This window comes from Bacillus sp. 3255, from assembly GCF_031456485.1.
GTDB lineage: Bacteria > Bacillota > Bacilli > Paenibacillales > NBRC-103111 > Paenibacillus_E.
Map to the genome: position 1 here is coordinate 114,324 of NZ_JAVDUS010000019.1, position 24,511 is coordinate 138,834.

Consider the following 24,511-nt stretch of genomic DNA (forward strand, 5'->3'; position numbering starts at 1 on the left):
TCGGGCAAGCAGGCCAAATGAATGCGGATTGTTTCCATCTATTCATTAGACGACCTATCCCTGACTTAGGTTCTGAAGAGGTTCCAGTGATCCTATTTCATTATCCGTCTACACGGCTAAGTACGTACTGAACGTTGCGTTCCATTTGGTTCGAGGCCTCTGCAGCGCTCGACCCTTTCACCGCGAAATAGAACTTGATCTTCGGCTCTGTTCCGGACGGGCGTAAGCAGAACCAAGAGCCGTCCTCCAGCTTGAACTTCAGCACATTCTCGAGCGGAAGGCCATTCACGCCCTTGGCGTAGTCTTCCATTTCGGTTACGCGCGTGCCGCCGATTTCGGCCGGAGGGTTGGTTCTCCAAGCTTCCATCATGCGTCCAATTTGTTCCACGCCATCTTTCCCTTTGAGCGTCCTTGATTCAAGCTTTTCCAAAAAGTAGCCAAAGGATTCGTACAGCCCTTGCAGCACTTCATATAAAGTCTTGCCTTGCTTCTTATAGTAAGCAGCCGCTTCAGCAATCAGCATGGCAGCGATAACCGCATCCTTGTCACGGGCATAGTCGCCTGCCAAATAACCGTAACTTTCCTCGTACCCGAACAGGAAAGTGTGCTCTCCCGTCTTGTCGAATTGGGACATTTTCTCTCCGATATATTTGAAGCCGGTCAAAGTATTTAATGTAGGGATACCATAATGCCCAGCGATGACCGCACCCATCTCGCTCGTGACGATCGTTTTGACAACTACGCCGTTCTCCGGCAATTTCCCGCGTTCTTTCAAAGAAGATAAAAGATAATTAACAATAATAGCCCCGGACTGGTTGCCGGTCAGAACGAAATACTCACCGTTCGAATCTTTGACCACCGCACCCATGCGGTCTGCATCCGGATCGGTTCCGATAATGATATCGGCATCCCACGCCTTCGCCTGGGCGATCGCCAGCGTGAAGGCTTCCCGCTCCTCCGGATTCGGCGACTTCACGGTCGAGAACTGCGCATCCGGCTGCTCCTGTTCGGCAACGACGCGAACTTGTTCGAAGCCTACGGCTTTCAGTACTTCCCTTACCGGGATGTTACCCGCTCCGTGCAGCGGTGTGAAGACGATACGGAAATCATCGTTAATTTCCTTAATTACGTCCGGATTCTGGCTGATCGCGGATACAGCTTGTATGTAGGCTTGATCAACATCTTCGCCCAGCCAAACAAGAAGACCTTGCGCTTCGGCTTCCTGCCGGCTCAGCTTCTTCACTTTATCGAAGGAATTGATGCTCTGCACTTGCGCAATGACTTGCTCCGCAAATTCAGGGACAAGCTGTCCGCCGTCTGATCCATATACTTTGTATCCATTATATTCCGGCGGGTTATGACTGGCTGTCACAACAACACCTGCTGTTGCTCCCAAATACCTCACGGCGAATGACAGCTGCGGCGTTGCATGCAGCGTCTGGAATAAATAAGCCTTGATACCGTTGCCTGCGAAGACCAGGGCGGCTTCTAAAGCGAACTCAGGCGACATATGACGTGAATCGTAAGCCAAGACAATGGATGGGCTTGGTACCCCTGTACCATTCACATATTGGGCCAATCCTTGGCTTGCGCGTCCAACGGTGTATACATTGATTCGGTTCGTTCCAGCGCCAATCACGCCGCGAAGTCCACCTGTTCCAAATTCGAGATCTTTATAAAAGCGATCCTCAATTTCTTTCTCATCTTCCCGAATGGCTTGCAGTTCCTTCTTTGTTTCGGCATCCACTGCTGGATCGTTTAGCCATAATTCATACTCAGTTTGTACACGCGTCATAGTTGTCAGGTTCATCTCCTTTTTATCTATGGGTTATTTATTAGCAAGGGCGAACATAAGCTCGCCTTCGACTACCACTTTCTCGCCTACCTTCGCTACAGCTTGTCCTTTGACAATCGTTCCTTTGACCCGGGTAATGGTCATTTCTAACGTTAGCGTATCGCCCGGCACGACCTGCTGGCGCCACCGAATGCCGTCTGCGCCGGCGAACAAGCCGATCTTGCCTTTATACTCCGGCATCGAGAGCACGGCCACAGCGCCGACTTGTGCCAAAGCTTCGATAATCAGAACCCCCGGCATAACCGGGTAGCCTGGGAAATGTCCCGCAAAAAACGGTTCGTTGATCGTTACATTTTTGATACCTACCGCTCTTACGCCTTCTTCTACTTCCAGAATGCGGTCGACGAGCAGGAAAGGAGGACGGTGTGGAATGATCTCTTGGATTTGGTTGATATCTAGCATAGTAATTCATGCTCCTTTCAAGTTGCTTGTATAAAATACAAGGTAATCACTTACAATACAAGTGTCCCTTCATTAACTGCAGAAGTGAAGGTTCATATAGGAGGAGCTTATATCCTTAGGACTGTGCACAGTCCGGTGTATAAGCTCTTTTTATATTTGGCTCTATTTGGACTTGGCCCCCCGGTTTAACAACAGGAATTGAAAAATATAGATGAAGGAAGTTAAGAAGGAAACGCCGATCACAAACCACAAGTAGGTAATCGCGAATTCTAAATGGAAAACGATGAAGAGAATAGCGAGATAATACAGTACGGTCGTTAATTTCCCCATCACATTGGCAGGAACGGTCAATTTGCCCCTGAAGTGAAAGAAGGCCGAGCCTATGATCATGCCTAGATCCCGAATAAATATGGCAACCGCCGCTTGCCACGGAATCATCTCCGTGATGAGCAGAGACAGAATGACCGCAATCATCATGCATTTATCCGCTAGAGGATCCAGCATAACCCCAGCAGGTGTAATCAAACCGCGTGTTCTGGCGATATATCCGTCCAAGATATCGGTAAGACCCGCTGCCAATAAGATCAGGAAAGCAATCTGAATATGGCCGCCAAAAAAGATGACGAGGTACACAGGGATCAGAACAAACCTGCTGATGGTGAGCATGTTCGGTATATTCAAAGTACCCCTCCTGCGCCTAATATCTGGTATCTGACAAAGAGCCTTCATTCATTATACATTTGCAGACACAAAAATAAAACTCCCAATGCGGGAGTTTGAATTAATTCGCAAATACCAAATCGTATAAGTGCCGCCAAGTGCTGATATGGAAGATCTCCGCGGCCGGCTGATGACCCAGCTTGGTATAGCCGATCCATAATCCGATATAGATGGCCAGCACGCAAAGAACGGGTATACGAATGATTTTGAAAATACGCCATATGATGTTCTGCCATTTCGGCCTTGTTGCCTTCTTCTTTGGAGCCGACTTGTTCGGAGCAGGCTTGTCTGACATGAAGCCCTATCCCTCCCTTTCTACAATCAGGCGCGCAAGTTGTTGGCGATGTTCATCATCTGATCGGACGATGTAATCGCGCGGGAATTCAATTGAAGCGCTCGCTGAACCATCACCAGATCCGTCATTTCATCGGCCAGCGTGACGTTCGACTGCTCCAAATATCCTTGCATCAGAGTAACCCGATTATTCGATGTATCCAGACCCGGATTCACGTTCTGCAAAATATTCGCCTTCTCTGCTTCTGTAATCCCCGCCGGAAGCGCATAAAGGTTATCTCCCGCATCTTGCAGAAGCTGAGGACGCACAACGCGCACCAGCTTGATCTGGCCCAAATTAAGCGGCTCCGCGCTCGGATCCTGCTCGCTATATCCCTTAATGGAGCCATCCTGCTCAACGACAGGTCGGAACCCGGCAGGAATACGGATCGGATTGCCGTCGGTACCGGTAACGAGATGTCCGCCTTTGGTCGTTAGCACCGTGTCGCCATTCGCATCAGGCGATAAATCGAAAGCACCGTTGCGTGTCCATGCCGGCTGGAGCACGGGATTGCCGTTCGCATCCAGCTTGCTGATCATCACTTCGAACAATCCGTCGCCCTGAATCGCGAAATCCGTTACGTTGCCCGTAGACTGCATTGGCCCTTGTGCGAGATTCGTCTGGATCTGGACGAGCTTGGAACCCCAACCTTGGTTGAAGCCGAGCGGAGAGAACCGGCCTTGCTGTCGGAAGCCCTCCGGCTGGGCTTTCACATTCGTAAGAACGTCCTCGAATGAAGCTTCTTTCTTCTTGAAGCCGTTCGTATTGACGTTCGCTATGTTATTGGATAGAATATCCAGCTTCTGCTGTAAGCTGTGCATGGATACCGATGAGTTGATCATGGAATTGTTCATGGTTTAGCCCCTTCGCCAGCCGGATTAGACGCGTCCTACATCGTTCGCGGCCTTATCCATACTTTTGTCGTAAGATTGAATGACTTTCTGGTTCGCTTCATAAGCGCGCAGCGCCGACATCATGTCGACCATCGATTGCGCAGAATCGACGTTGGAACGCTCGATGAAGCCTTGGCGAACTTCAACTTGATCGCCTGCAGCCACCTGCGTCACCGTAGCTTCATCACCCGGATTAATCCGCAGCAAGCCATTGCCTTCCCGCAGCAGCAAATTCGGATTCTCCGCGCGAGAGAGCATAAGCGCGATTGGCTGCCCGGCCGCATTCAGCAGCGGCAGGCCGTTGGCATCAAGGAACTCGCCCTTGTCCGTCACCTTGAAGGAATGAATCGGCTGGCCCGCTCCGTCAATAAGGAGCAGAGGTTGTCCATCGCGGCCCAGTACCTGGTTGCCGTTCGCATTCACTAACTGTCCGGTCGTATCCACGGTAAACTTACCGTTCAAGGAGTAACGCTGCTCTCCCTCGGCGTTCAACACCGTGAACAACGCTTGCGGCTGGAACGTGCGCTCGCCGTCCCCGTTCACGTACTTGCCGGATGCGTCAAACGTCATACCCGGCACTTGGATGTTGGAGACGAGGGCGAAATCGAAAGGATTTTGCGTTTCCTGCAGGTCGCCTTGCGCGTGAACGGAAATGCTCTCCTCCGAGAATACGCCTAAACTCATCCGCCCAAGGGGAGCCGTCGAGGCACCTTGTCCACCGCGTATCGTGGAAATCAGCATCTCCGGAAACGAGCGTGACAAGGCATTGCCCTGCTTAAAACCAGGGGAGTTAATGTTGGCAATATTATTCGTAATCGTATCGTGTCTGCGCTGCTCGGAGATCATGCCTGCCGCCGCGGTATACAGTCCTCTTAACATGTGTTCACCTCTTGGTTAATATCGGATCAGATTTTACGTTTGGACACCTTGTCCAAGTTATCGAGCATAATCCCTGTGCCCTTCACAACACAGGACATCGGGTCTTCCGCGATTAGCACCGGAACCTTCAGCTCGTCCGCCAACAATTGATCCAGACCGTGCAGCAAGGCGCCGCCGCCCGTCAGAATGACCCCGCGGTCGATAATATCCGCGGATAATTCCGGCGGTGTGCGCTCCAGAACGCTCTTCGCCGCTGTCACGATGGATGAAACCGGATCCCACAGCGCTTCTTGCACTTCACTGGAATGAATGGTGATCGTAAGAGGCAATCCGGAAACCATATCTCTGCCGCGAATATCCATCTCCTGATCTCTGCCGTGTGGATATACCGTACCGATCTTCAGCTTAATGTCCTCGCTTGTCCGTTCACCGATAAGCAGCTTGTACTTATTCTTGATATACTTCGTAATGGCGATGTCGAACTTGTCGCCTGCGATCTTAATGGAGGAGGAGGTGACGATGTCGCCCATGGACAGCACGGCCACATCCGTCGTCCCTCCGCCAATATCTACAACCATGTTGCCGCTAGGCTGGAAGATGTCCATTCCGGCGCCAATTGCCGCCGCCTTCGGCTCCTCTTCCATGAATACCTCCCGGGCGCCGCTGCGCTCAGCCGCTTCGCGGATCGCCTTCTGCTCGACAGAGGTGATGTTGGTAGGGGCGCAGATCAGGATGCGCGGATGCGAATACCAGTTCTTGCCCCCCACTTTGGCAATAAAATGCTTTAACATCATTTCCGTAATATCAAAGTCAGCGATAACGCCATCTTTCAATGGGCGAATCGCGATGATGTTGCCCGGAGTTCTACCGACCATGCGGAAAGCTTCTTCTCCTACAGCAAGCACGCGTTTCGTATCGCTTTCAATCGCTACTACAGATGGCTCATCGAGCACAACGCCGCGTCCTTTCACATGAATGAGCACATTTGCCGTGCCGAGATCTATTCCTATATCCTTGCTGAACATTTCAAGTTAATCCTCCCTAAATCTACCGTCCATCCCGCGAAGAACCGGCTCTCTTATAGATAGTTCTAATTATAAGCTAAATTCGCTGCAAATGCATTATTTCCTCTTTTTCCGTGAAATTTCGACATGTCCAGTTATAGGAAACCGCCGGGATGAAGGTATATTCAGGATTTAACAGTGACCAGGTTTTCGGAATGCTTCGGGTTACGCGTCTTCCGATACTTGATTTTCGTCGCTTCTCCTCCTCTAAGGTGCCTGATGGACTTGTGATACTCCAAAATGTGCTTCACCTGGTTGGCCAGGTCCGGGTTGATTTCCGGAAGTCTTTCCGTTAGATCCTTATGCACCGTGCTCTTGGAAACGCCGAATTCCTTCGCAATGGTGCGAACCGTATTCTTGGTCTCGACGATACAGGTCCCAATCTTAATGGTCCGCTCTTTGATGTAATCGTGCAATCCCCTCGCCTCCCTACTCGAGATAGTTTGGTAAAGTATATGAGGGGCATGACTAGATATTCTACGTAACCAAGCCTGACAAGCCCATTTCCCATATTTATTTTCGAAAAAATCAGGAAATAAGGGCTTTTGCGGTCTTATTTCGGAAGGACGAGCTATTTCGCACTTCGCCGCGGGGCCAAAGCCGAGGAGATGCAGCACGCCTAGGCAATACAAAAAAGCAGCGGGATATACCCGCTGCCCTCCATCTATGTAGGCTCTTACTGTTTCGCGTTCAAAATCGTTTCCGGATTGACCGCTGCATTGTCGGCCGCTTGACGAACTTCGAAGTGCAGGTGCACGCCGTCTTCCTTCTCGAATTCGTTGCGTCCCGCTTTCGCGATGACGTCGCCCTTCTTCACTTCAGCGCCTTTGGTTACTTTCACTTCAGCCAAGCTTTGGTACACGGAGATCAAACCGTTGCTGTGTGTAATTTCGACAAGGCTGCCGACAACCGGATTTTGCTCGACTGCCGTTACTTTCCCGCTCAGAGCGGCCAATACATCGAATGCGGAACCATCTTTGGCTTTCAAATCGATGGCTGTGTGCGGCGTCAATTGATCGCCATACTGAATCATAGCCGCCTGTTTCACTTCATTGGTTGCATTTGTGTCGTAGAAAGGTACGGAAACGTCAAGAGCTGCTCTGTCTTTTACCGGCCATTGCATGGTCTCTGCCTGAGCGTTAACGGCAACCGCTCCGTCTTTCGCATTGTCCGGCGCTTGCTCATCGTTGCTGCTAACCTTAATGCCCAGATCTTCTTGGCTGACTGATTTGGTGCCTGCGTCCTGGTACACCCACATTAAGGTTAAGATAATTGCCGCTGCTGCCACATACGTCGCTGGGAATACCCATTTTTTAGCAAGCAACTTCTTCCATGCGGATGGACTACCTTGTGCTCCTTGAACAGTTTTAGGAGCTTCTTCTTTTTGAAAACCTTTGTTTTGATCATTCATGGTTATCACCTCATCAACCATTCTTGACACATTTAAAGGTTTTATACTTGAAGAAAGATATTTTTATAGAAACGTGTGAAATTAGGATTTTTGCAGAAAAGGCGTCGCTCGTTCGATAGAAATTCCCGTGTAGTAGTAGGTGACGATTTGCTCCGCCGTCTTGCCCTCCTTGGCCATTCCATTAGCCCCCCATTGGCTGAGACCCACGCCGTGGCCGTAGCCGTACGTCGTAAAGGTAATCTTGGAGCCGGACCATGTCCAAGCAAATTGCGAGGAAGCCAAGCCTAGCTTCTCTCTCACCTCTCGGCCGGAGAAGGTCTTGCCGCCTATCGCCATCTTTTTGATGCGATGTCCCGCCGACCATTCCAGTACCTTCATGCTTTTCGCCCCAGTCCCTGTCGTGGCAATGCTCGTAACCCCTAGCTTTTGCAGCAGGCTTTTATAAGTGAAATCTACCGTTTCTTTGTAGCGCGACGAGAGCTTTACGTCCCAGGGGCTGGGCACACTGCGTAAATAAGGGCTCATGAACGGCCAATAGTCCTCTGAATTCTCGGTAAATCCATTGCTTGTCGAGAAAAAAGTAGCATTAATAGGCTTATGCTCATAGGTGAGAATCATATCTTTCGTCTCATTCACCGCTCTAGCGATTTTGGCCATATTCGTTTCATAGGTACCTGAGCCCCATCTTTCTCTCAGCTCTTGATCCGTGAGATAGGCTTGATGAGCGGTCGTATCGGTGACAAGCGCATCATCGACAGGCATATTGCTGTAATCCTTATCCAGCACCCGGCGAACCACATACGTTCTGGCGGCCATCGCCTGCGCTTTGAGCGCCTCCAGCTCGAATTCGACGGGCATTTCCGCAGCCAGGACGCCTTGCACATACTGCTCCAGCGGTACCTTCTCGACAACCGACTTCTTCGTCAAATAAACAGGAATCATCAACCCTTGCTGCGCAACCGTCTCTTGATCTGCCGCCACCCTGACAGGGGGCACGGCATCATCGTCCGGAATCTTCTTGACTAGCAATCCGGGAACAAGAATGGTGACACAAAGCATAGAAGATAAACAAACAGCCATCCAGAGGATGACCCCGCGGCCAGGAACACGTTTCTTCTTCAACATCGTCTCAGCAGCCTCCATAAGCGCGTTTGCTAGCAGGTATTTTGGTATGACTTAGCTTATGAGAGGTGTTGGTAGAATAGAACAAAGGGGGGAATCAACATAGGGATTAGATGATAGGCCTGGTTAAGTGGGGATTTCTTCATGGAGCAATGCAACATTTATATGAATTTGCTTGTCTATTGAGTATAGGATTCTACATACAATGGTCGAAACGGGAATAGAACAGCTGGCAAAAAGTTCAAACGATCCGGGCATATTTGGTCCGCGGTCCTCGAGCGTCTTCTCCGGGCATACCTTCCGGAGTCCTATCGTTTCCGGTACGGTTATGGATCGTGAAACGGAAATACAAGCTCTTATTTGGATCAAATCAGCGATTATCGGCATCAAAGCGGAAATACAGTGTCTTATTTGCCAAAGAAAGCTGACATCATAGCGCAAAACGGTGAAATAACGTATCCTATTTCCCCTTCCCTACCCAAACAGCTGTTTGGAAGTAAAATAGCGCATCACATTTCCGCTCCCATCCATACTGCGGCCGCTCGCACCACGTAGCAACGGTATTTGACATCGTTGCAGGCTAAATAGTTTCGTACCACCGCACTTTCGTGCAGGAGTTGTGGGATGATCTATCCCAACAAAAAAACCGCCGGATTCCTCCGACGGTTCTCTATTCATCCTATGCTAATGTCGGCTGGATATTGAAGAATCCCAGTTCCGCCGTTTCCTGTTCCACTTGCTGCGGAACCGACCGCCAAATATCGGCGCCCAAACCTCGCAATACCTCGGTAATATCGACATATCCGCGATCAATATGGTGAACCCCGGTAATCTCGGTTTCACCTTCCGCTGCCAGCGCCGCCAAAATAAGCGCAGCTCCCGCACGCAGGTCGGTCGCGCATACTTTCGCGCCCTGCAGCTTGGCGTTCCCGCTGACAATAGCAGTGCGGCCATCGACTTTAATATGCGCGTTCATGTTCGCGAATTCCTCCACGTGCATGAACCGGTTCTCGAACACGGTTTCCGTGACAAGACTTGTTCCGTCCGCCACCATCAGCAGCGCCATCATTTGCGACTGCATATCGGTCGGGAAGCCCGGGTACGGCAGCGTCTTCACGTCAACCGCACGCAGCGTTCCGCCTCCGCGCACACGAATGCCATTCTCATCTTCCTCGATGACGACGCCCATTTCTTGCATTTTGGAAATGACGGGACGAAGATGGTCACCAATAGCGCCTTCCATGTACAGCTCGCTGCCCGTAATAGCCGCAGCGATCATATATGTACCTGCTTCTACGCGATCCGGTATTACCGTATGTACGGCCCCACGAAGTTTCTCTACGCCTTCAATGCGAATAACGCCTGTGCCCGCGCCGCGAATCGTGGCGCCCATGGCATTCAAATAGTTCGCCAAATCGACAATTTCCGGCTCTTTGGCGGCATTCTCGATGATGGTCGTGCCTTCCGCGAGCGTGGCTGCCATCATAATATTCTCGGTTGCGCCTACGCTGGCGACATCCAGATAAATTTTGGCACCCTTCAGGCGCCCCTTCACTCTGGCCTCAATATACCCCTGTCCAAGCTCGATCTCGGCGCCCATGGCTTCAAAGCCTTTGAGATGCTGATCAATTGGCCTCGTACCGATCGCACAGCCGCCCGGCAGCGAAATTCTCGCTTGGCCCCGTCTGGCGAGAAGCGGACCCATCACAAGGAAAGAGGCTCTCATTTTACGGACTAAATCGTAGGATGCTTCACAGGTGTCAATGCTTTCTGCACAAACACGAATAACTTGACGGTCATAGGCCACTTGAATGCCTAAGCTTTGCAATACTTTATTAATGACTAGTACATCGTCAAGGGGAGGCGCATCGTGGATGACGCTTTCACCTTCCGACCCCAGAATGGAAGCTGCAATAATCGGCAGAACCGCATTTTTCGCTCCGTTGATTTTCACATTGCCAGCTAGCTTTCGGCCACCGCGGACGATAATTTTGCTCATCATGGTCCCTCCGCGCACTTATTTTAATTACAAGGTTTCACACATTTTCTAAGTTTATCATCTCAAGCTACATAGTTACAACTGTGTTCTTTTGGCATTCGCGCACATCTACATAGAGTTCGAACAGGATCTTCATTTTCGATCCGTTCTACTATCCATTGTTGACAACATTTTAATGCATTATTCGAGTTTTGGAATTAAAACATCCGGCCGAAGCCCATGGAGAGACCCAAATACTGAATGAAAAAGCTGGCTACCAATTGCCCGAGTCCGATCGCAAGCAGGATCTGCAGCATGATCGCTTGGGCACCTTTCGGCTGCTTAAGCAGCACATCGAAGCGGAACGCCTGCAGCGCCCACCAGGCCAAACCGATGCAGATAATATACACAACGATATCAACCATATTCATGACCGAAGCATACTTCGCCGCTTCATTCCATTTGTCCGTTTCTCCCATAGGTCACTCCTTCTCGGTTCTACCGATTCAAGACTTTCGCCAGCATCGAGACGAACTCGGCGCGCGAAGCCTGCCCGTCGGGCTGGAAAGTTCCGTCCGCGTAGCCGGTAATCCAACCGTCCGCGTACATTTGTTTCAAGATCCCAACCCCCCAATAGGACTCATCGACATCGCTAAAAGGAGAGTTGCCCCGCTTCTTCCCTGTCATATTCATGCTGCGGGCAAGCATTTGCGTCATTTCCATGCGGGTCAGGGTGCGGTCAGGTCCGAAGGTGCCGCCCGGGTACCCGGACACGATATCCGCTTGCAGCGCTTTGGCTACGTATTCGTAAGCCCAGTGCGAAGCGTCCATGTCGCTGAACTTCAGTTCTTTGCGCTTGGTCAGCTTCAAAGCTCGAGTAAGCACTGTCGCCGCTTCAGCGCGCGTAATCGGTTGATTCGGAGCAAAGCGATAATTGCCGTATCCGCCAATCACGCCTTGATCCGTTAGCTTGCTGATGGCCTCTTGCGCCCAATGCCCTTCAATATCGGCATAGCCGCTAATCAGCGTATAACTGCCGATCTTGAGACGGTACATCTGACTCATGAACCATTGGCTGGCTTGAAGCTTAATATAATAAGTGCCAGCATCCAGCGTCTTCTCAACGAATAGCTGTTCCGTTCCGTATTCATTGCGGTAATAGCCTAATTGCTTCATAGAGCTGTCGTACAGTGTGGCATACATGGTCCGGGATGCCGGAATGTTCGTAAGACGTACTTGCGCGAGTCCGTTCTTAGCCATCCGGAATTGGAACCAATCGAAGTCTTCATTGTTGTTAAACAAACCTTCATACACCGAATTCATTGCGGCGAAAGTCGCTTGATACGACTTGTCGTTAGGTTCGTTAGGATCGATCAGCTTCGGATCGTAATCAATCTCAAGCGTATATTCGCCTGTAATCGGCTCCGAATAGTCTTTCACATTGCTGACACGAATATAGTACTGGCCCGGGAAAACGTCCATTTGGGAGCTGACCTCGATACCGCCGTCGCCGCCTTGATCGAGCGTGATCGATTTCTCCCCTTCTTTCTGGAAAAGGAGCATCGGATCGATGCGCCCCGTATCCACGGACAGTTTCAGCCGCATCGTTCCTGAGTGCGTCAATGACAGGACGAACCAGTCGATGTCCCCTTTCGCATGAAAGGTTCCGCGAATCGTTTGACTCCGTTCAGGCAATGCAAATGCTTTGTACTGCTTGTCATTATCTTCGAACGGATCGGTATAAATGGCAAAATTCGTTCGCAAGCTATAACTGATCCCGGTCTGCCGGGCAGCGTCTACGCTCTGAAGCTGCACATACGTAAGACCTTTCGTTACTTTCACCCGGTAAGGTTGGCTCGCGTCCGATGAGCTGTTCGATACGAACGTCTCGCCGGAATCAAAACGTACCCGAATGCCCGAAGCGTCCGTGTTCTGCAGCCAGAACTCGATATAGCCGTCGTAGGCGGCATCGATGACATACCAATCCTCATCCCGCCCCGAGGAAAGCGCCGCTTTCACGGAAGTATGTACGGGAAGCTTAGCTGCTTGATTCTGATGATCATTAGGTTCGAAACGATCTTCATTATAAGGCTGTGTCAGCGCCAAATCCACTCTCAGAAGACCGTAACCGGTTCTGGAATCCCAACCGTCGGAAGTCAAATTCTCCGCCGTTTGTTCAAGCTGCGAACGCACTTGGTACGCACTCATGGCGGGGTACTTGCTCCACACCAATGCGGCTGCTCCGGCCACCTGCGGCGCAGACATCGAGCTGCCGTCCTGATACTGATAGCCGCCTCCGAGCGCCGTCGTATATACATCCCACGGGGCTACCAAATCCAGCTCCGGTCCGTAATTCGACCGGGAATCCGCTTGTTTGTCGGCCGTAACGCCGCCAACGGCCAGCACCGTAGGGTACGCAGCAGGGTATTTGACACTGGTGCCTTCATTCCCGACAGCCGCTACCAACAGCACATTGTGATCTTCCGCGTACTGAACAATTCCCTGCATATAATCGGAATATTTATTCAAACCCAAGGAAAGCACGACGATCTTCGCGCCGTGATCTACGGCGTACTTGATCCCTTCCCCGAGCTTCGCTTCGCCGCCAGTGCCATCGGCCTCCAGCGCCTTGATCGGCATGATCTTCGCGATAGGCGCGATGCCGGCAATCCCTTTATCGTTATTCATGGACGCTGCGATGATGCCTGCGACATTCGTTCCATGTCCATTATCGTCAATTGGCTTCTTCGAAGGCTGAAGCAAGTTCACGCCCTCCACCAAATTTCCTACTAAATCAGGATGTGTCAAATCAACGCCTGTATCCACCACAGCCACAACAATAGGTGCACGGGTATCTCCTGCAGCAGCCCATGCTTGATCGATATGGATCATATCCAAGTAGGTCTGTTTGACCCTCATGGGATCCGTCGATACCGGGAAAGCCGCTTCCGCTTTCGTGACCATCACGGCAAGTTCCATTAGGAGCGCCATCAGAACAATGAGCCATACGTGTCGAATGAATTTCATGAAAATCACAGTTCCTTTTTTCTCGTAATGGTCTTGGTCGTTTTACCTTCTCTATCTATACCACATTACCCGTGTTCTCGATACATATAACGGATTTTCTTCGCAAAAAGTTCAGAACTTTTGAAAATAAATTAGGGGCTTTTCCACTTCAGTCTATTTTACATGGAATTGTGGGTTTTGTGTTTAATTTGGACGCAATTACCAGAGGGTGAAAGAAGTATGCAAGCGAGGGGCTTTTCCCGGGAAATAACAGGTGAAAAACAAAAAAGCTCTCCCCAGCCGGAACCGGGGAAAGCTTAAAAATTACATCATCAGAAAATCTTTCGTAAGCATGAATATGGACTCGATTCCTTTGAGCACCAGATGCGGCACGAAGCCTAGCGCTATACCAATCAGAGCGCATAACCAGACGGTGATGCCAAGACCTGCCGGTACCTTCACCTCGGTAGACTCATAATCGCTGCGCATGAACATCTGGCGCACGATGCCGAAGTAGTAATAGAGGGAGACCACGCTGGTCGCGATCATCAGAGAGCCCAGCCAATACTGCTGCGTCTGCATCGTGCCGAGAATGATGTAGAGCTTTCCGAAGAATCCGCCGGAGACGGGAATCCCGGCTAAGGACAGCACGATCAGCACCATAGCGGCAGCTGTGAATGGCGCCCGGTAATACAAGCCGCTGAAGCCTTTGGCCTCGGTGTGGCCTTCCGCACGCTCGATAATCATCAGCACGGCGAACGCGCCGATGTTCATAAACAAGTACGCGATCAGATAGAAAATAAATTCAGAGAAGTTCGCGTAATGGGTACCTGAGAAGTATGTGCCGATCGGCACCAGCAAATATCCCGCATTCGCGATACCTGAGTACGCTAACAGCCTTTTCATGTTCGTTTGCTTCAACGCGATGAAATTACCCGTTACCATCGCGATCGCAGCCATGACGGAGATCGCAAGGAACACATCGGACTGGAATTTCGTATCTTCGAAGGAGCTAAAGCCGAACAATAAGTAGAATACCCGGAATAGGATGGCGAACCCCGCACCTTTGGAAACGACGGCCAAGAAAGCCGTCACTGGCGTCGGTGCGCCTTGGTACACATCCGGTGCCCAGCTGTGGAACGGAGCGGCGGCGATTTTGAAGCCGAAGCCCGCCAGCAGCAGGAAGAACGAGACGTACAGCAGCGGCTCATAAGCCGCAACGAGTGACGGGAGCGCAGCGCCAATCTGCGAGAGATTGCTCGATCCGACCATGCCGTACAAGAAGGACATGCCATATAGAATGATCGCGGAGGAAACGCCGCCCATGACCAAATATTTGAAGGCTCCTTCGTTGGACTTGCTTTCCTTCTTCTTCATCGCTACGAGCAGATATGAGGTAATGCTGAGCAGCTCTAATCCCACATATAGCGTGATGAGGTCGCCGGATGACGACATCACCATCGCGCCCAGCGCCGCAGGCAGATAGAAGTAGTAGTATTCGCCGACATGCGGGATTTCGTCTTCCTTCACGAAGCTTAAGCTCATCAGTACGACGAAGCCGGTGCCGGCCAGCGTGAACAATTTCAGCAGATTCGAGAAATCATCCACCCGATAGCTGTTGTTCAGCAGTTGAACCGCTTCGTCGGGATTCAATTGAAGCACGACGAATACGGCGGAAATCACAATGCCGACCAAGGTCAACCATCCAATAATGGAACGACTTAACCTGCTTGGCAGGATCAAATCCAAGAGAGATAGGATGATCGCGGTGGCCACCAGCGAAAGCTCAGGGAGCAGATGCACTAAATCGGCGACATGGAGTCGAAGCTGTTCCACCGGACTAACCTCCTATCTTCCCGGCTACGCTTTGGATCAATTGATCCAAGCTGCCTATCGTTTGCTGAAGCGGCTGGCTGAGTACGCTGGGGTACACCCCGAGCAGGAGAATGAACGCCACCAGCGTAATCATCGGCACCGCCTCGATGAAGCGCGCGTCGCGAATGCCCTGCAGCACGAGGTTCGGCTGTTTCGGACCGAACGTGATGTTTAGGACCCCGCGCAGCACATAGACCGCTGCAAGAATGATTCCCAGCGTGCCGACAATAGCGTACACGCGGTGCGTCTCGAAGAGTCCGAGGAACGCGAGGAACTCGCTGATGAAGCCGGACAAGCCCGGCAATCCGAGCGACGCCATGCCCGCAATCAGCAGAATTCCGCTGATGAAGGGAATCGTAGAGGCGAGACCGCCCAAGCGATCGAGCTCGGTGGTGCCCATCCGCTCGTAGATGCTGCCGACGAGCAGGAACATCAGGGCCGAGATCAAACCGTGGGAGATCAATTGGAACACGGCGCCCTGCAGGCCGGACACGTTGAAAGCGGCAAGACCGAGCAGGACGATGCCCATATGGCTGATACTCGAGTAGGCCAGCACGAGTTTGAAGTCTTTTTGCACCATCGCGAGAATGGCGCCGTACACGATGTTGATCACGCCGAGGAGAGCCAGCATCCAGGCCCACTGCTTCGCCTCCGCCGGGAAGAATAGGATGCCGAAGCGGATTAAGCCGTAGGCTCCCATTTTCAGTAGAATGCCGGAGTGAATCATGACGACGGCAGGCGGAGCCTCCGTATGTACCTTAAGCATCCACGTATGGAACGGGAAGATCGGCAGCTTGATGCCGAAGGCAACCAACAGCATGATGAACACAGTCCACTTCATCGCTGCGCTTAAGAAGAACGGCGATCCTTCCTGGTTCACATAGGCGGCGGGATCCTGCAGTAAATTGTGCGCGATCGTATGAATATCCCCGCTATAGTAAATGATAGCTTCTGTTTGCGAAGGATCTTGATTGAAGCCTGCCGTGCTGACAAGAATCAGGAACGCGATCAGCATAATCGCCGAACCGAGCCCATTGTAGAGCAAGAAGCGGTTAGCAGCCTGCTCTCGGTTCATATACCCCCAAATGCCGATCAGGAAGAACATCGGCACGAGCGTAATTTCGAAGAACAGGAAGAACAAGAACAGATCCTGCGCCATGAAGACGCCGAACATGCCGGTTTCGAGCAGCAGGAACAGGATGTAGTACGTCTTCCAACGCTTCTTGATATACACCGAAGCCAGTGCGGCCATGCACGAGACCAGCGCCGTCAGGAACACGAGCGGCAGCGAGATGCCGTCAACCGCCATATTGTATTTGAACTCGAAGAAATATGATGTAATTTGCTGAATGCCCTCGTGATTGAGCGGCACTTTGATCCAACTCAGCTGTTCTTTGTACTGAATAGGATCGCCTTGATAGTTATAGTCGACATAAAGCCACGCCGCTAACAGGAGTGGAATCACTGTCGTGACAATACCGATCGTTTTGATCAATCGGCCCTTGTCGCTGCGGATGAAGAGCAGAACGAGCACACCCAACAGAGGCGAGAACGCAATCAGACTTAGGATGGGCAGATTAGCCGGCATGGATGAACCTCCTTCCTGCAATGGCGAGCACCAGAATCAGCATCCCCACAATCATGATGACGCCATAGGTCTGCAGCTGACCGTTTTGGAGGCGGGAACCCAGACGTCCCAGACTCACCACAGTAAAGGCGACCAATCGTACGATACCGTCAATGATATAGATATCGATCAGCTCCAGCACCAAGCCCAATCCGCGAAGCGGTCTGACGAATACGCCGCCGTAGATTTCATCGATGAAATATTTACGGTTAAGCAGCGTATACAGCCACGGTGCTTTGCTTGACACCACATCTCGAGGAATCGAGCGTTTCAGATAAATGAGATAGCCAAGCCCGATACCAAGCAGTCCGGCCAGCGTCGATAAAATGATCACCATCCAGTTCGCCTTCTCGTCATGCTCTTGGCCCGTTAACCAATGGCCCAGCCATTCGTTGAACGGCGTGTTCACGAAGCCTGCGACAACGGCCAGCACAGCCAGAACAATGAGCGGCGTCGTCATGGATGCCGGCGATTCATGCGGTTCATGGCCATGGCCGTTATGCTTCGGCGAGCCCATGAAGACGAGGAAGAACAGGCGGGACATGTAGAACGCTGTAAAGAAAGCCGCGATGACGCCGATCCAGAAGAGCAGCTGGTTATGCTCATACGCTTCTGTTAGAATCATATCCTTCGACCAGAACCCCGCGAATGGGAAAATACCGGCTAACGCCAGCGTACCGATCGCAAACGTCCAGGTCGTGATTTTCATTTTGCGCGATAAGCCGCCCATCTCGTTAATATCCTGTGTATGGACAGCGTGTATGACGCTGCCTGCACCCAAGAAGAGCAGCGCTTTGAAGAATGCATGCGTGAACAAGTGGAACATCCCCGATGTGTAAGAGACGCCGATACCGAGCGCCATCATCATGTAACCGAGCTGACTAACGGTCGAATACGCGAGAATGCGTTTGATATCGTTCTGCGCAATACCGATCGTTGCCGCGAAGATGGCTGTGAACCCGCCGACATAAGCGACGACCAGCAAAGCGTCGGGCGATGCCTGGAAAATATCGAACGTCCGTGCGACCAAATAAACGCCTGCGGCAACCATCGTTGCGGCGTGAATCAATGCCGAGATCGGCGTCGGTCCTTCCATCGCGTCAGGCAACCAAGTGTGCAGCGGGAACTGACCCGATTTGCCGATTGCGCCGACGAAGATCAGAACGGCAATCCAGGTGACGATGGTCGGATCGATTTTGCCCGTCGTAAAAGCGTTATGTATCGATGTAAAATCAAGCGCATGCCCCGGCATGTACCAGTACAGCAGGAGAATGGCAAGGAACAGGCCGACGTCCCCGATCCGGGTGACGATGAACGCCTTCTTCGCCGCTGCCTTCGCCTCCGGTTTGAAGTACCAGAACCCGACGAGCAGGAAGGAGCACACTCCTACCAGTTCCCAGAAAATGTACAGCATCAGCATGTTTTCCGAGATAACCAGGCCCAGCATGGAGAAGGAGAACAGCGCGATATAGCCGAAAAATACGTGGATCCGCTCGTCGCCTTTCATATAACCTTTGGAATAAACATTCACCAGCAAGGACACCAGCGTCACGATGACCAGCATCAATGCGTTCAGGTTATTCACCTCAAACCCCATGTTCAGGGTGAAATCCCCTACTTGCAGCCAGTTCAGCTTATCCCAGGTGTAATCCTCGACGTTCCCTCCAAGCCGTTCCACGAAAATCAGCAGGGCGACGATGAAGGAAGCCAGCATCGCAGCAATGCTGATATAGATGCCCAAGTCTTTTAATTGACGTCCCATAGCCGTAAGCGCTAGAAAAGCAATCAGCGGAAACAACGGAATGAGCCAGGCGTACTGTGAATAGTCCGATACCATATCCTTGTTAGCCTCCTAGCGCTTCATAGAATCCAAATCCGTTACCTCTACAGTTCCTCGGTTACGGTAAATCGTAATCAATATCGCAATCCCGACCGCCGCCTCCGCAGCTGCAATCGTAATGTTGAACAGTGAAAAAATCTGGCCTGTCAGCGCCGGATGATCGCCAAGCTTCGCGAAGGCAATCAGGTTCAAGTTCACCGCATTGAGCATCAGCTCGATGGAAAGCAGCACGATGACCCCGTTTCTCTTCGTCAGGGCGCCGTATAATCCGATACAGAACAGGATCGCTGCCAGCGTAAGGTAGGGAGTAATAATGTTGCCCAAAGCTAATCCTCCTCTCTCTTCGCTACGACGATCGCGCCAATGAAGGCCACCGTCAGCAGCACGGACATAATTTCGAACGGAATCACATGCTCGTTATACAGCAGTTTTCCGATTTCTAACGTATTATCTTTGCCGGCATCAAGGGTGCCCGAAGCAACGAAGGTCGTCTTCTGAATGGCATAGAACAACACGCCGAACAAGCCCAGAGCGCCGACAATCGCCAACCCTTCATGCCAAGGACGTCTTGGCTCCTCTTCTTCCCCTTGTCTGTGCTTCGTCATCATAATCCCGAAAATCATCAGAATCGAAATGGCTCCCGCATAGATCAATACCTGCACGAAAGCGACGAACTCGGCTTCCAGAAGAATGTACAGTCCGGCCAAGCTGATGAACGTAAGCGCAACGGCAATGACCATATGCACGACTTTGGTGAAAGAAATCATGAAGATCGCCCCGCCGATGGAGAGGAGAGCGAAGATGAAGAAAGCCCAGCTTGAACCGCTTGACAAGAAATCGCCGATTCCGTTAAACATCCTTCTTGGCCCCTCCTTTCGGCATGGCCGAGTTATTCTCCTGGCGGATATTCTGATTATTCTCGTTCAGCCATTGCAAATTTTTGAACAGATCGTCCCGGCTGTAGGTGCTGAGCTCGAAATTGTTCGTCATGACGATCGCTTCCGTCGGACAAACCTCCGTACACAGATCGCATAGAATGCAGATCTCGAAGTTAATGTCGTACGTATCGATGACTTTTCCTTTTTTCTCAGGGTCGGGGTTGGCCTTGCCTGTCAGCGTAATGCACTCGGTCGGACAGATCCGCGCACATTGATTGCACACAATGCATTTCTCAGGATCAAAATGTTGAATACCGCGAAAGCGATCCGGCATCTTAATAGGGACGTCAGGGTATGCGTACGTGATTTTTTTCTGTGTCATGCTTTTCAACGTAACGCCCAAGCCTTTCATTATGCCCTTCATTCCAATTCACTCCTTAGCGTTTTGCCTGATGCAAAACGGTCATCGCCAAGCGCGGGGCCAGCGTTTTCCGTAGGATAGTTACTCGTCGAGCGCATGCTTCATTAGAAAATGGCCATGACAATGGCCGTCACCAGCATGTTGACCAGGGCTAATGGCAGCAGCACCTTCCAGCCGAAGCCCATCAGTTGGTCGATTCGCACCCGAGGGAGCGTCGCGCGCAGCCAGAACAGCACGAATACGACGAAGGAGAACTTGAGCAGGAACCAGATAATTCCCGGGATAAAATCAAGGAACGGGAACGGTGCATGCCACCCTCCCAGGAAAATCAATGCGGTCAGTGAAGCGATGATGAATACATACACGTACTCCGACAGCATGAAGAAAGCGAAACGGAAGCCGCTGTATTCGACGTGATACCCGGCGACCAGCTCGGACTCGGCTTCCGGCAGGTCGAACGGCGTCCGGTTCAATTCCGAAACGCCGGCAATGGCGAAAATAATAAAGCCCAGAATCTGAGGAATGAAATTCCAATGCCAGAAGCCCCCGGCTTGATGATCGACGATCGTATGCAGATTCAGACTGCCTGTCATCATGATAACGCCGATGACGGAGATGACGAGCGGCACTTCGTAGCTGATCATCTGGGCCGCTGAGCGCATGCCGCCGAGCAGTGCGTATTTATTATTCGACGCCCATCCGCCGAGAATAATTCCGATCGTGGAAATTCCCGTTAGGGCCACGTAGTAGAGGAGACCCGCATTCAGGTTAGCGTTAAACATCCGATCCGAGAAAGGGATCGCTGCGATAATCGTAAACGATGGGATGAACGTAATGATCGGGGCCAGAATGAACAGCTCCCGCTCGGCCTTCTTCGGAATCGTATCTTCCTTGATCAGGAGCTTGAAGACGTCCGCGACACTCTGCAGAAGTCCTAACGGCCCTGTCCGGTTAGGTCCGATCCGCAGCTGCATCCAGCCGATGACCTTCCGCTCGAAGTAGATGGCGTACGTCACGAAGCCCAGCACCAGAAGCAGCATAACAACGCCCCAGAACAGGAATACGAAGAAGTTCGTCCATGTCAGGCTCTCTTCCAGCAAATTCACCATTAGGCATCCACCTCCCCAACGACAATATCGATACCGCCCAGAATCGTAATCAGGTTGGTCATCGTTTCACCGACCAGCAGCTTGGGCAAAATTTGCAAATTCACGAAGGAGGGTCTGCGGAATTTCAGGCGGAATGGCTCCTGCTTGCCCCGCGAGATGATATAGCAGCCGATCTCCCCGCGCGGGGACTCGATCGCGGCGTAAACTTCACCTTCCGGCGGACGAATGACACGGGGCACTTTGCCCATCGTTTCCCCTTGCTCCGGAAATTGTGCCACAGCTTGCTCCAGAATGCGCAGCGACTGCTTCACTTCCTCCATTCGTACCAAATAGCGGTCATAGCAATCTCCGCCGCTTCTTACGGGTACGTCGAACTGAAAGCGGCTGTACAAGCTGTAAGGCTGCGTCTTGCGGATGTCCCAATCAATGCCGGTGCATCTCAAGTTAGCGCCGCTCAGCCCATACGCGATGGCCGTATCCGCATCGTATTTCCCTACGCCCTTAATCCGCGAAAGGAAGATTTCGTTACCGGAAACAAGGGTATGATACTCTTCCAATTTCCCGTACATATATGGGATGAATCTTCTTACTTTCTCGATCCAGCCGTCCGGTGCGTCCCATTTGACCCCGCCTACACGCATGTAGTTGTAGGTCAGCCGGGCTCCGCAGAGCTCATTGAACATGTCGATGATCATTTCCCGGTCGCGGAATGCATACAGGAATGGACTCATAGCGCCGATATCGAGCAGATACGTCCCCCACCAAACCATGTGAGAAGCGATCCGCTGCAGCTCCATTACGATCAAGCGGAGGAATTCCGCCCGTTCCGGAACTTCCAGCCCCATCAATTTCTCCACGGCATGCACAAGCACGTAATTGTTCGTCATGGCCGATACATAATCCATGCGATCCGTGTAAGGGATAATCTGGGTATAACTCAAGTTCTCAGCCAGCTTCTCGGTTCCTCTATGCAAATACCCCATAACGGGGATAGCTTCTTTGATAATTTCTCCATCGAGCTTCACGATGACGCGAAATACGCCGTGCGTACTCGGATGCTGAGGACCAACGTTTAGCAGGAGCTCTTCTGTCCGTAACAAATCCTACACCTCCGGGTCAAGCGGTTCGTAATCTTTGCGCAAAGGATGGCCGACCCAATCGTCAGGCATCATGATTCGTACGAGGTTGGGATGCCCCGGGAAATCGATCCCCAGCAGGTCATACACTTCCCGCTCATTCCAATTGGCGGTCGCCCATACCGGCGTCACCGACGGGATGATCGGCTGATCGCGGTCTGTCTTCACCTTCACACAATACTCTCGCTTATGTGTCAGGGAAAGAAGGTGATACGCCACCTCCAGGTGCGTCTCTTGGTCTACGCCGGAGAGATTGCGCAAGTAGTCGCAGCGCAGCTCTTCATGATCCCGCAGCGTTACCGCGGCTTGCGGCCAGCGGGAGCTGTGAATGACCACGTAAGGGCGATGCGCATCCCTTTCGTTGATGAAGCTCTCGATGACGGCGTCGTCGCCGACAGCCTCTTTCAAGATCGCCACCAGCCGGTCCAGCAAGGGCTGGTTCGGCGAAGGCTCCTTCGGCGCGGCAGGCTCCGCCGGGTCGGTCTTCGCCGCGCGCGCGCTGGCACGCGCGGCACGGGCTTCTGCGGCGGCCTGGGCTTTGGCCGCCTTCTCGTCATCGCCTGCGGCGCTAGCGCCCGCAGGGGGCGCCTCCGCCGGCGCAGAATCGCCGGCTTCCGCGGCCGCCTTCGCCGCCAGGCGGGCGGCTCTAGCCGCAGCGCGCTCGGCCGCTTTCTCCTCGGCCGTCTTCTCCCGCTCAGCGGCCGGTTCGGCAGGAGCCGCCCGTTCGGCGAGCTCCGCCGCAGGCGAGTCGCTAGGCTCGCTCGTCGTTTGCACCTTCGGGTCGGCGGCTTGATTCAGCGCGGCTTGGTCTACAGCGGCCTGAACATCCGGGCTAAGCGGCGTCTTGCTGACGCGGGCCTCCGGAGAAAGCTTACCGACATCGGCTGCAGCCTCCTCCAACGGCGTTTCGCTCCCTTTGTTCTTCCCCTCCGCAGATGGCTTCTGCTCGGCTTGCTCCTCCGGCTTCTTCTCCTCGCTCATCGATGGATCACCTGCTTCCCGGTTTTCGCCTCATAGCGAATCTTCTCTTGAAGCTTGTTGATCCCGTATATCAGTGCCGCAGGATTCGGCGGACAACCCGGTATGTACACATCAACCGGCACGATCTGATCGACACCCTTCACAACGGAATACGACTTCACATAAGGGCCTCCTGCCGTCGCGCACGATCCCATGGCGATCACCCATTTCGGTTCCGGCATCTGTTCGTACAGACGGCGCAGCAAAGGAGCCATTTTCTTCGTGACGGTACCTGCGACAATCATCACATCGGATTGCCTAGGCGACGTACGGAAGATGACTCCGAAACGGTCCAAATCATAATGAGACCCGCCTGTTCCCATCATTTCGATGGCACAGCAGGCCAAGCCGAACGTTAGCGGCCAAAGCGAATTACTGCGAGCCCATGCTTTCACTTGCTCCAGCGTTGTCATGAATACATTGCGGTTCAGTTCTTCACGTTCTTCCGGCGAAATCGATTCTAGACTGAAGTCCATTGCAGCACCTTCTTCTTCCAAGCGTATATTAATCCTATGGCTAGCAAGGCTACAAAAATGCACATTTCCACTAAAGCGAATAATCCAAGCTGATTGTAAGCAACAGCCCAAGGGTATAGGAACACGGTTTCTACATCAAAGATGACAAACATCAAAGCAAATAAATAATAACGAATGTTAAACCGGATCTGCCCTTCACCAACAGGCTCGTTCCCACTCTCATATGTCGTATACTTCTCCAAGACGGGTTTGCTCGGTCTTAACCATTTGCCGATCGTAAGCGCTGCCACCGGGAGGATAATACCTAACCCAAGAAAAATCGCTACGATTACATAGTTATTTGTGTACATCATCTGAATGTAACCGCCTCCATTCTTATTTGCTTGTCATTTAACACCTATCAGATTTGGCAATATTCACCTTCAATATTATACCAAAAGTACACAGGGGCGTCGATGACTAATT

Annotated in this window: 24 protein-coding genes; all 24 read right to left on the bottom strand. The window is 52.0% G+C overall.

Features of this window, described 5'->3' with window-relative positions; all coding sequences use genetic code 11:
- Positions 1-100 precede the first annotated feature (100 nt).
- Entirely contained in the window at positions 101-1,804 is a 1,704-nt protein-coding gene (locus J2X61_RS26085; RefSeq protein WP_396135505.1) for a phospho-sugar mutase, read from the bottom strand.
- 24 nt (positions 1,805-1,828) lie between these two features.
- Positions 1,829-2,257, bottom strand: coding sequence for a 3-hydroxyacyl-ACP dehydratase FabZ (gene fabZ, locus J2X61_RS26090; protein WP_274473082.1), 429 nt, complete (start codon positions 2,255-2,257; stop codon positions 1,829-1,831).
- A gap of 162 nt (positions 2,258-2,419) precedes the next feature.
- A complete protein-coding gene (locus J2X61_RS26095; protein WP_274473083.1) occupies positions 2,420-2,938 on the bottom strand; it encodes a CDP-alcohol phosphatidyltransferase family protein in 519 nt (172 codons plus the stop codon).
- A 100-nt stretch (positions 2,939-3,038) separates the two neighbouring features.
- Complete coding sequence (locus J2X61_RS26100) at positions 3,039-3,272, bottom strand: DNA-directed RNA polymerase subunit beta (protein WP_274473084.1); 234 nt, start codon at positions 3,270-3,272, stop codon at positions 3,039-3,041.
- A gap of 26 nt (positions 3,273-3,298) precedes the next feature.
- Complete coding sequence (locus J2X61_RS26105) at positions 3,299-4,165, bottom strand: flagellar hook-basal body protein (RefSeq protein ID WP_310192018.1); 867 nt, start codon at positions 4,163-4,165, stop codon at positions 3,299-3,301.
- A gap of 24 nt (positions 4,166-4,189) precedes the next feature.
- Positions 4,190-5,083 (bottom strand): flagellar hook-basal body protein, encoded by an 894-nt coding sequence (locus J2X61_RS26110; RefSeq protein ID WP_274473086.1) that lies wholly within the window; start codon positions 5,081-5,083, stop codon positions 4,190-4,192.
- Between the two features lie 26 nt (positions 5,084-5,109).
- The gene (gene mreB, locus J2X61_RS26115; protein WP_274473087.1) at positions 5,110-6,108 is read right to left on the bottom strand and encodes a rod shape-determining protein; all 999 of its coding nucleotides are present in this window, start codon (positions 6,106-6,108) and stop codon (positions 5,110-5,112) included.
- A gap of 164 nt (positions 6,109-6,272) precedes the next feature.
- Positions 6,273-6,563, bottom strand: a complete 291-nt coding sequence (gene spoIIID / locus J2X61_RS26120; protein ID WP_029195640.1) for a sporulation transcriptional regulator SpoIIID — start codon at positions 6,561-6,563, stop codon at positions 6,273-6,275.
- Between the two features lie 260 nt (positions 6,564-6,823).
- Positions 6,824-7,558 (bottom strand): M23 family metallopeptidase, encoded by a 735-nt coding sequence (locus tag J2X61_RS26125; RefSeq protein WP_274473088.1) that lies wholly within the window; start codon positions 7,556-7,558, stop codon positions 6,824-6,826.
- 81 nt (positions 7,559-7,639) lie between these two features.
- Positions 7,640-8,683, bottom strand: coding sequence for a stage II sporulation protein D (spoIID, locus tag J2X61_RS26130; RefSeq protein ID WP_310192022.1), 1,044 nt, complete (start codon positions 8,681-8,683; stop codon positions 7,640-7,642).
- A gap of 676 nt (positions 8,684-9,359) precedes the next feature.
- Positions 9,360-10,679: a UDP-N-acetylglucosamine 1-carboxyvinyltransferase gene (murA, locus tag J2X61_RS26135; protein ID WP_274473155.1), complete on the bottom strand. Its 1,320-nt coding sequence runs from the start codon at positions 10,677-10,679 to the stop codon at positions 9,360-9,362.
- A 197-nt stretch (positions 10,680-10,876) separates the two neighbouring features.
- The gene (locus J2X61_RS26140) at positions 10,877-11,137 is read right to left on the bottom strand and encodes a DUF1146 family protein (RefSeq protein WP_274473090.1); all 261 of its coding nucleotides are present in this window, start codon (positions 11,135-11,137) and stop codon (positions 10,877-10,879) included.
- Positions 11,138-11,156: 19 nt separating this feature from the next.
- The gene (locus J2X61_RS26145; RefSeq protein WP_274473091.1) at positions 11,157-13,685 is read right to left on the bottom strand and encodes a S8 family peptidase; all 2,529 of its coding nucleotides are present in this window, start codon (positions 13,683-13,685) and stop codon (positions 11,157-11,159) included.
- Positions 13,686-13,988: 303 nt separating this feature from the next.
- The gene (locus tag J2X61_RS26150) at positions 13,989-15,500 is read right to left on the bottom strand and encodes an NADH-quinone oxidoreductase subunit N (RefSeq protein ID WP_274473092.1); all 1,512 of its coding nucleotides are present in this window, start codon (positions 15,498-15,500) and stop codon (positions 13,989-13,991) included.
- Between the two features lie 4 nt (positions 15,501-15,504).
- Positions 15,505-17,127, bottom strand: a complete 1,623-nt coding sequence (locus J2X61_RS26155; RefSeq protein ID WP_274473094.1) for a complex I subunit 4 family protein — start codon at positions 17,125-17,127, stop codon at positions 15,505-15,507.
- Positions 17,117-19,003 carry an NADH-quinone oxidoreductase subunit L gene (gene nuoL, locus J2X61_RS26160; RefSeq protein ID WP_274473095.1) on the bottom strand — a complete coding sequence of 629 codons (1,887 nt, stop codon included), beginning with the start codon at positions 19,001-19,003 and terminating at the stop codon, positions 17,117-17,119. The genes J2X61_RS26155 and nuoL overlap by 11 nt, the downstream gene beginning before the upstream one ends.
- Positions 19,004-19,018: 15 nt before the next feature.
- Positions 19,019-19,330, bottom strand: coding sequence for an NADH-quinone oxidoreductase subunit NuoK (gene nuoK, locus J2X61_RS26165; RefSeq protein WP_274473096.1), 312 nt, complete (start codon positions 19,328-19,330; stop codon positions 19,019-19,021).
- 2 nt (positions 19,331-19,332) lie between these two features.
- A complete protein-coding gene (locus J2X61_RS26170) occupies positions 19,333-19,863 on the bottom strand; it encodes an NADH-quinone oxidoreductase subunit J (protein ID WP_274473097.1) in 531 nt (176 codons plus the stop codon).
- Complete coding sequence (nuoI, locus tag J2X61_RS26175; protein WP_274473098.1) at positions 19,856-20,308, bottom strand: NADH-quinone oxidoreductase subunit NuoI; 453 nt, start codon at positions 20,306-20,308, stop codon at positions 19,856-19,858. Before nuoI ends, J2X61_RS26170 begins: the two co-directional genes overlap by 8 nt.
- Before the next feature lie 101 nt (positions 20,309-20,409).
- Positions 20,410-21,414, bottom strand: coding sequence for an NADH-quinone oxidoreductase subunit NuoH (gene nuoH / locus J2X61_RS26180; protein ID WP_274473099.1), 1,005 nt, complete (start codon positions 21,412-21,414; stop codon positions 20,410-20,412).
- Entirely contained in the window at positions 21,414-22,514 is a 1,101-nt protein-coding gene (locus tag J2X61_RS26185; RefSeq protein WP_274473100.1) for an NADH-quinone oxidoreductase subunit D, read from the bottom strand. Before J2X61_RS26185 ends, nuoH begins: the two co-directional genes overlap by 1 nt.
- Before the next feature lie 3 nt (positions 22,515-22,517).
- On the bottom strand, positions 22,518-23,531 hold the full coding sequence (locus J2X61_RS26190; RefSeq protein ID WP_274473101.1) for an NADH-quinone oxidoreductase subunit C: 1,014 nt from the start codon (positions 23,529-23,531) through the stop codon (positions 22,518-22,520).
- Positions 23,528-24,046 carry a NuoB/complex I 20 kDa subunit family protein gene (locus J2X61_RS26195; protein WP_274473102.1) on the bottom strand — a complete coding sequence of 173 codons (519 nt, stop codon included), beginning with the start codon at positions 24,044-24,046 and terminating at the stop codon, positions 23,528-23,530. The genes J2X61_RS26190 and J2X61_RS26195 overlap by 4 nt, the downstream gene beginning before the upstream one ends.
- The gene (locus J2X61_RS26200) at positions 24,031-24,396 is read right to left on the bottom strand and encodes an NADH-quinone oxidoreductase subunit A (protein ID WP_310192133.1); all 366 of its coding nucleotides are present in this window, start codon (positions 24,394-24,396) and stop codon (positions 24,031-24,033) included. The genes J2X61_RS26195 and J2X61_RS26200 overlap by 16 nt, the downstream gene beginning before the upstream one ends.
- Between the last annotated feature and the right edge of the window lie 115 nt (positions 24,397-24,511).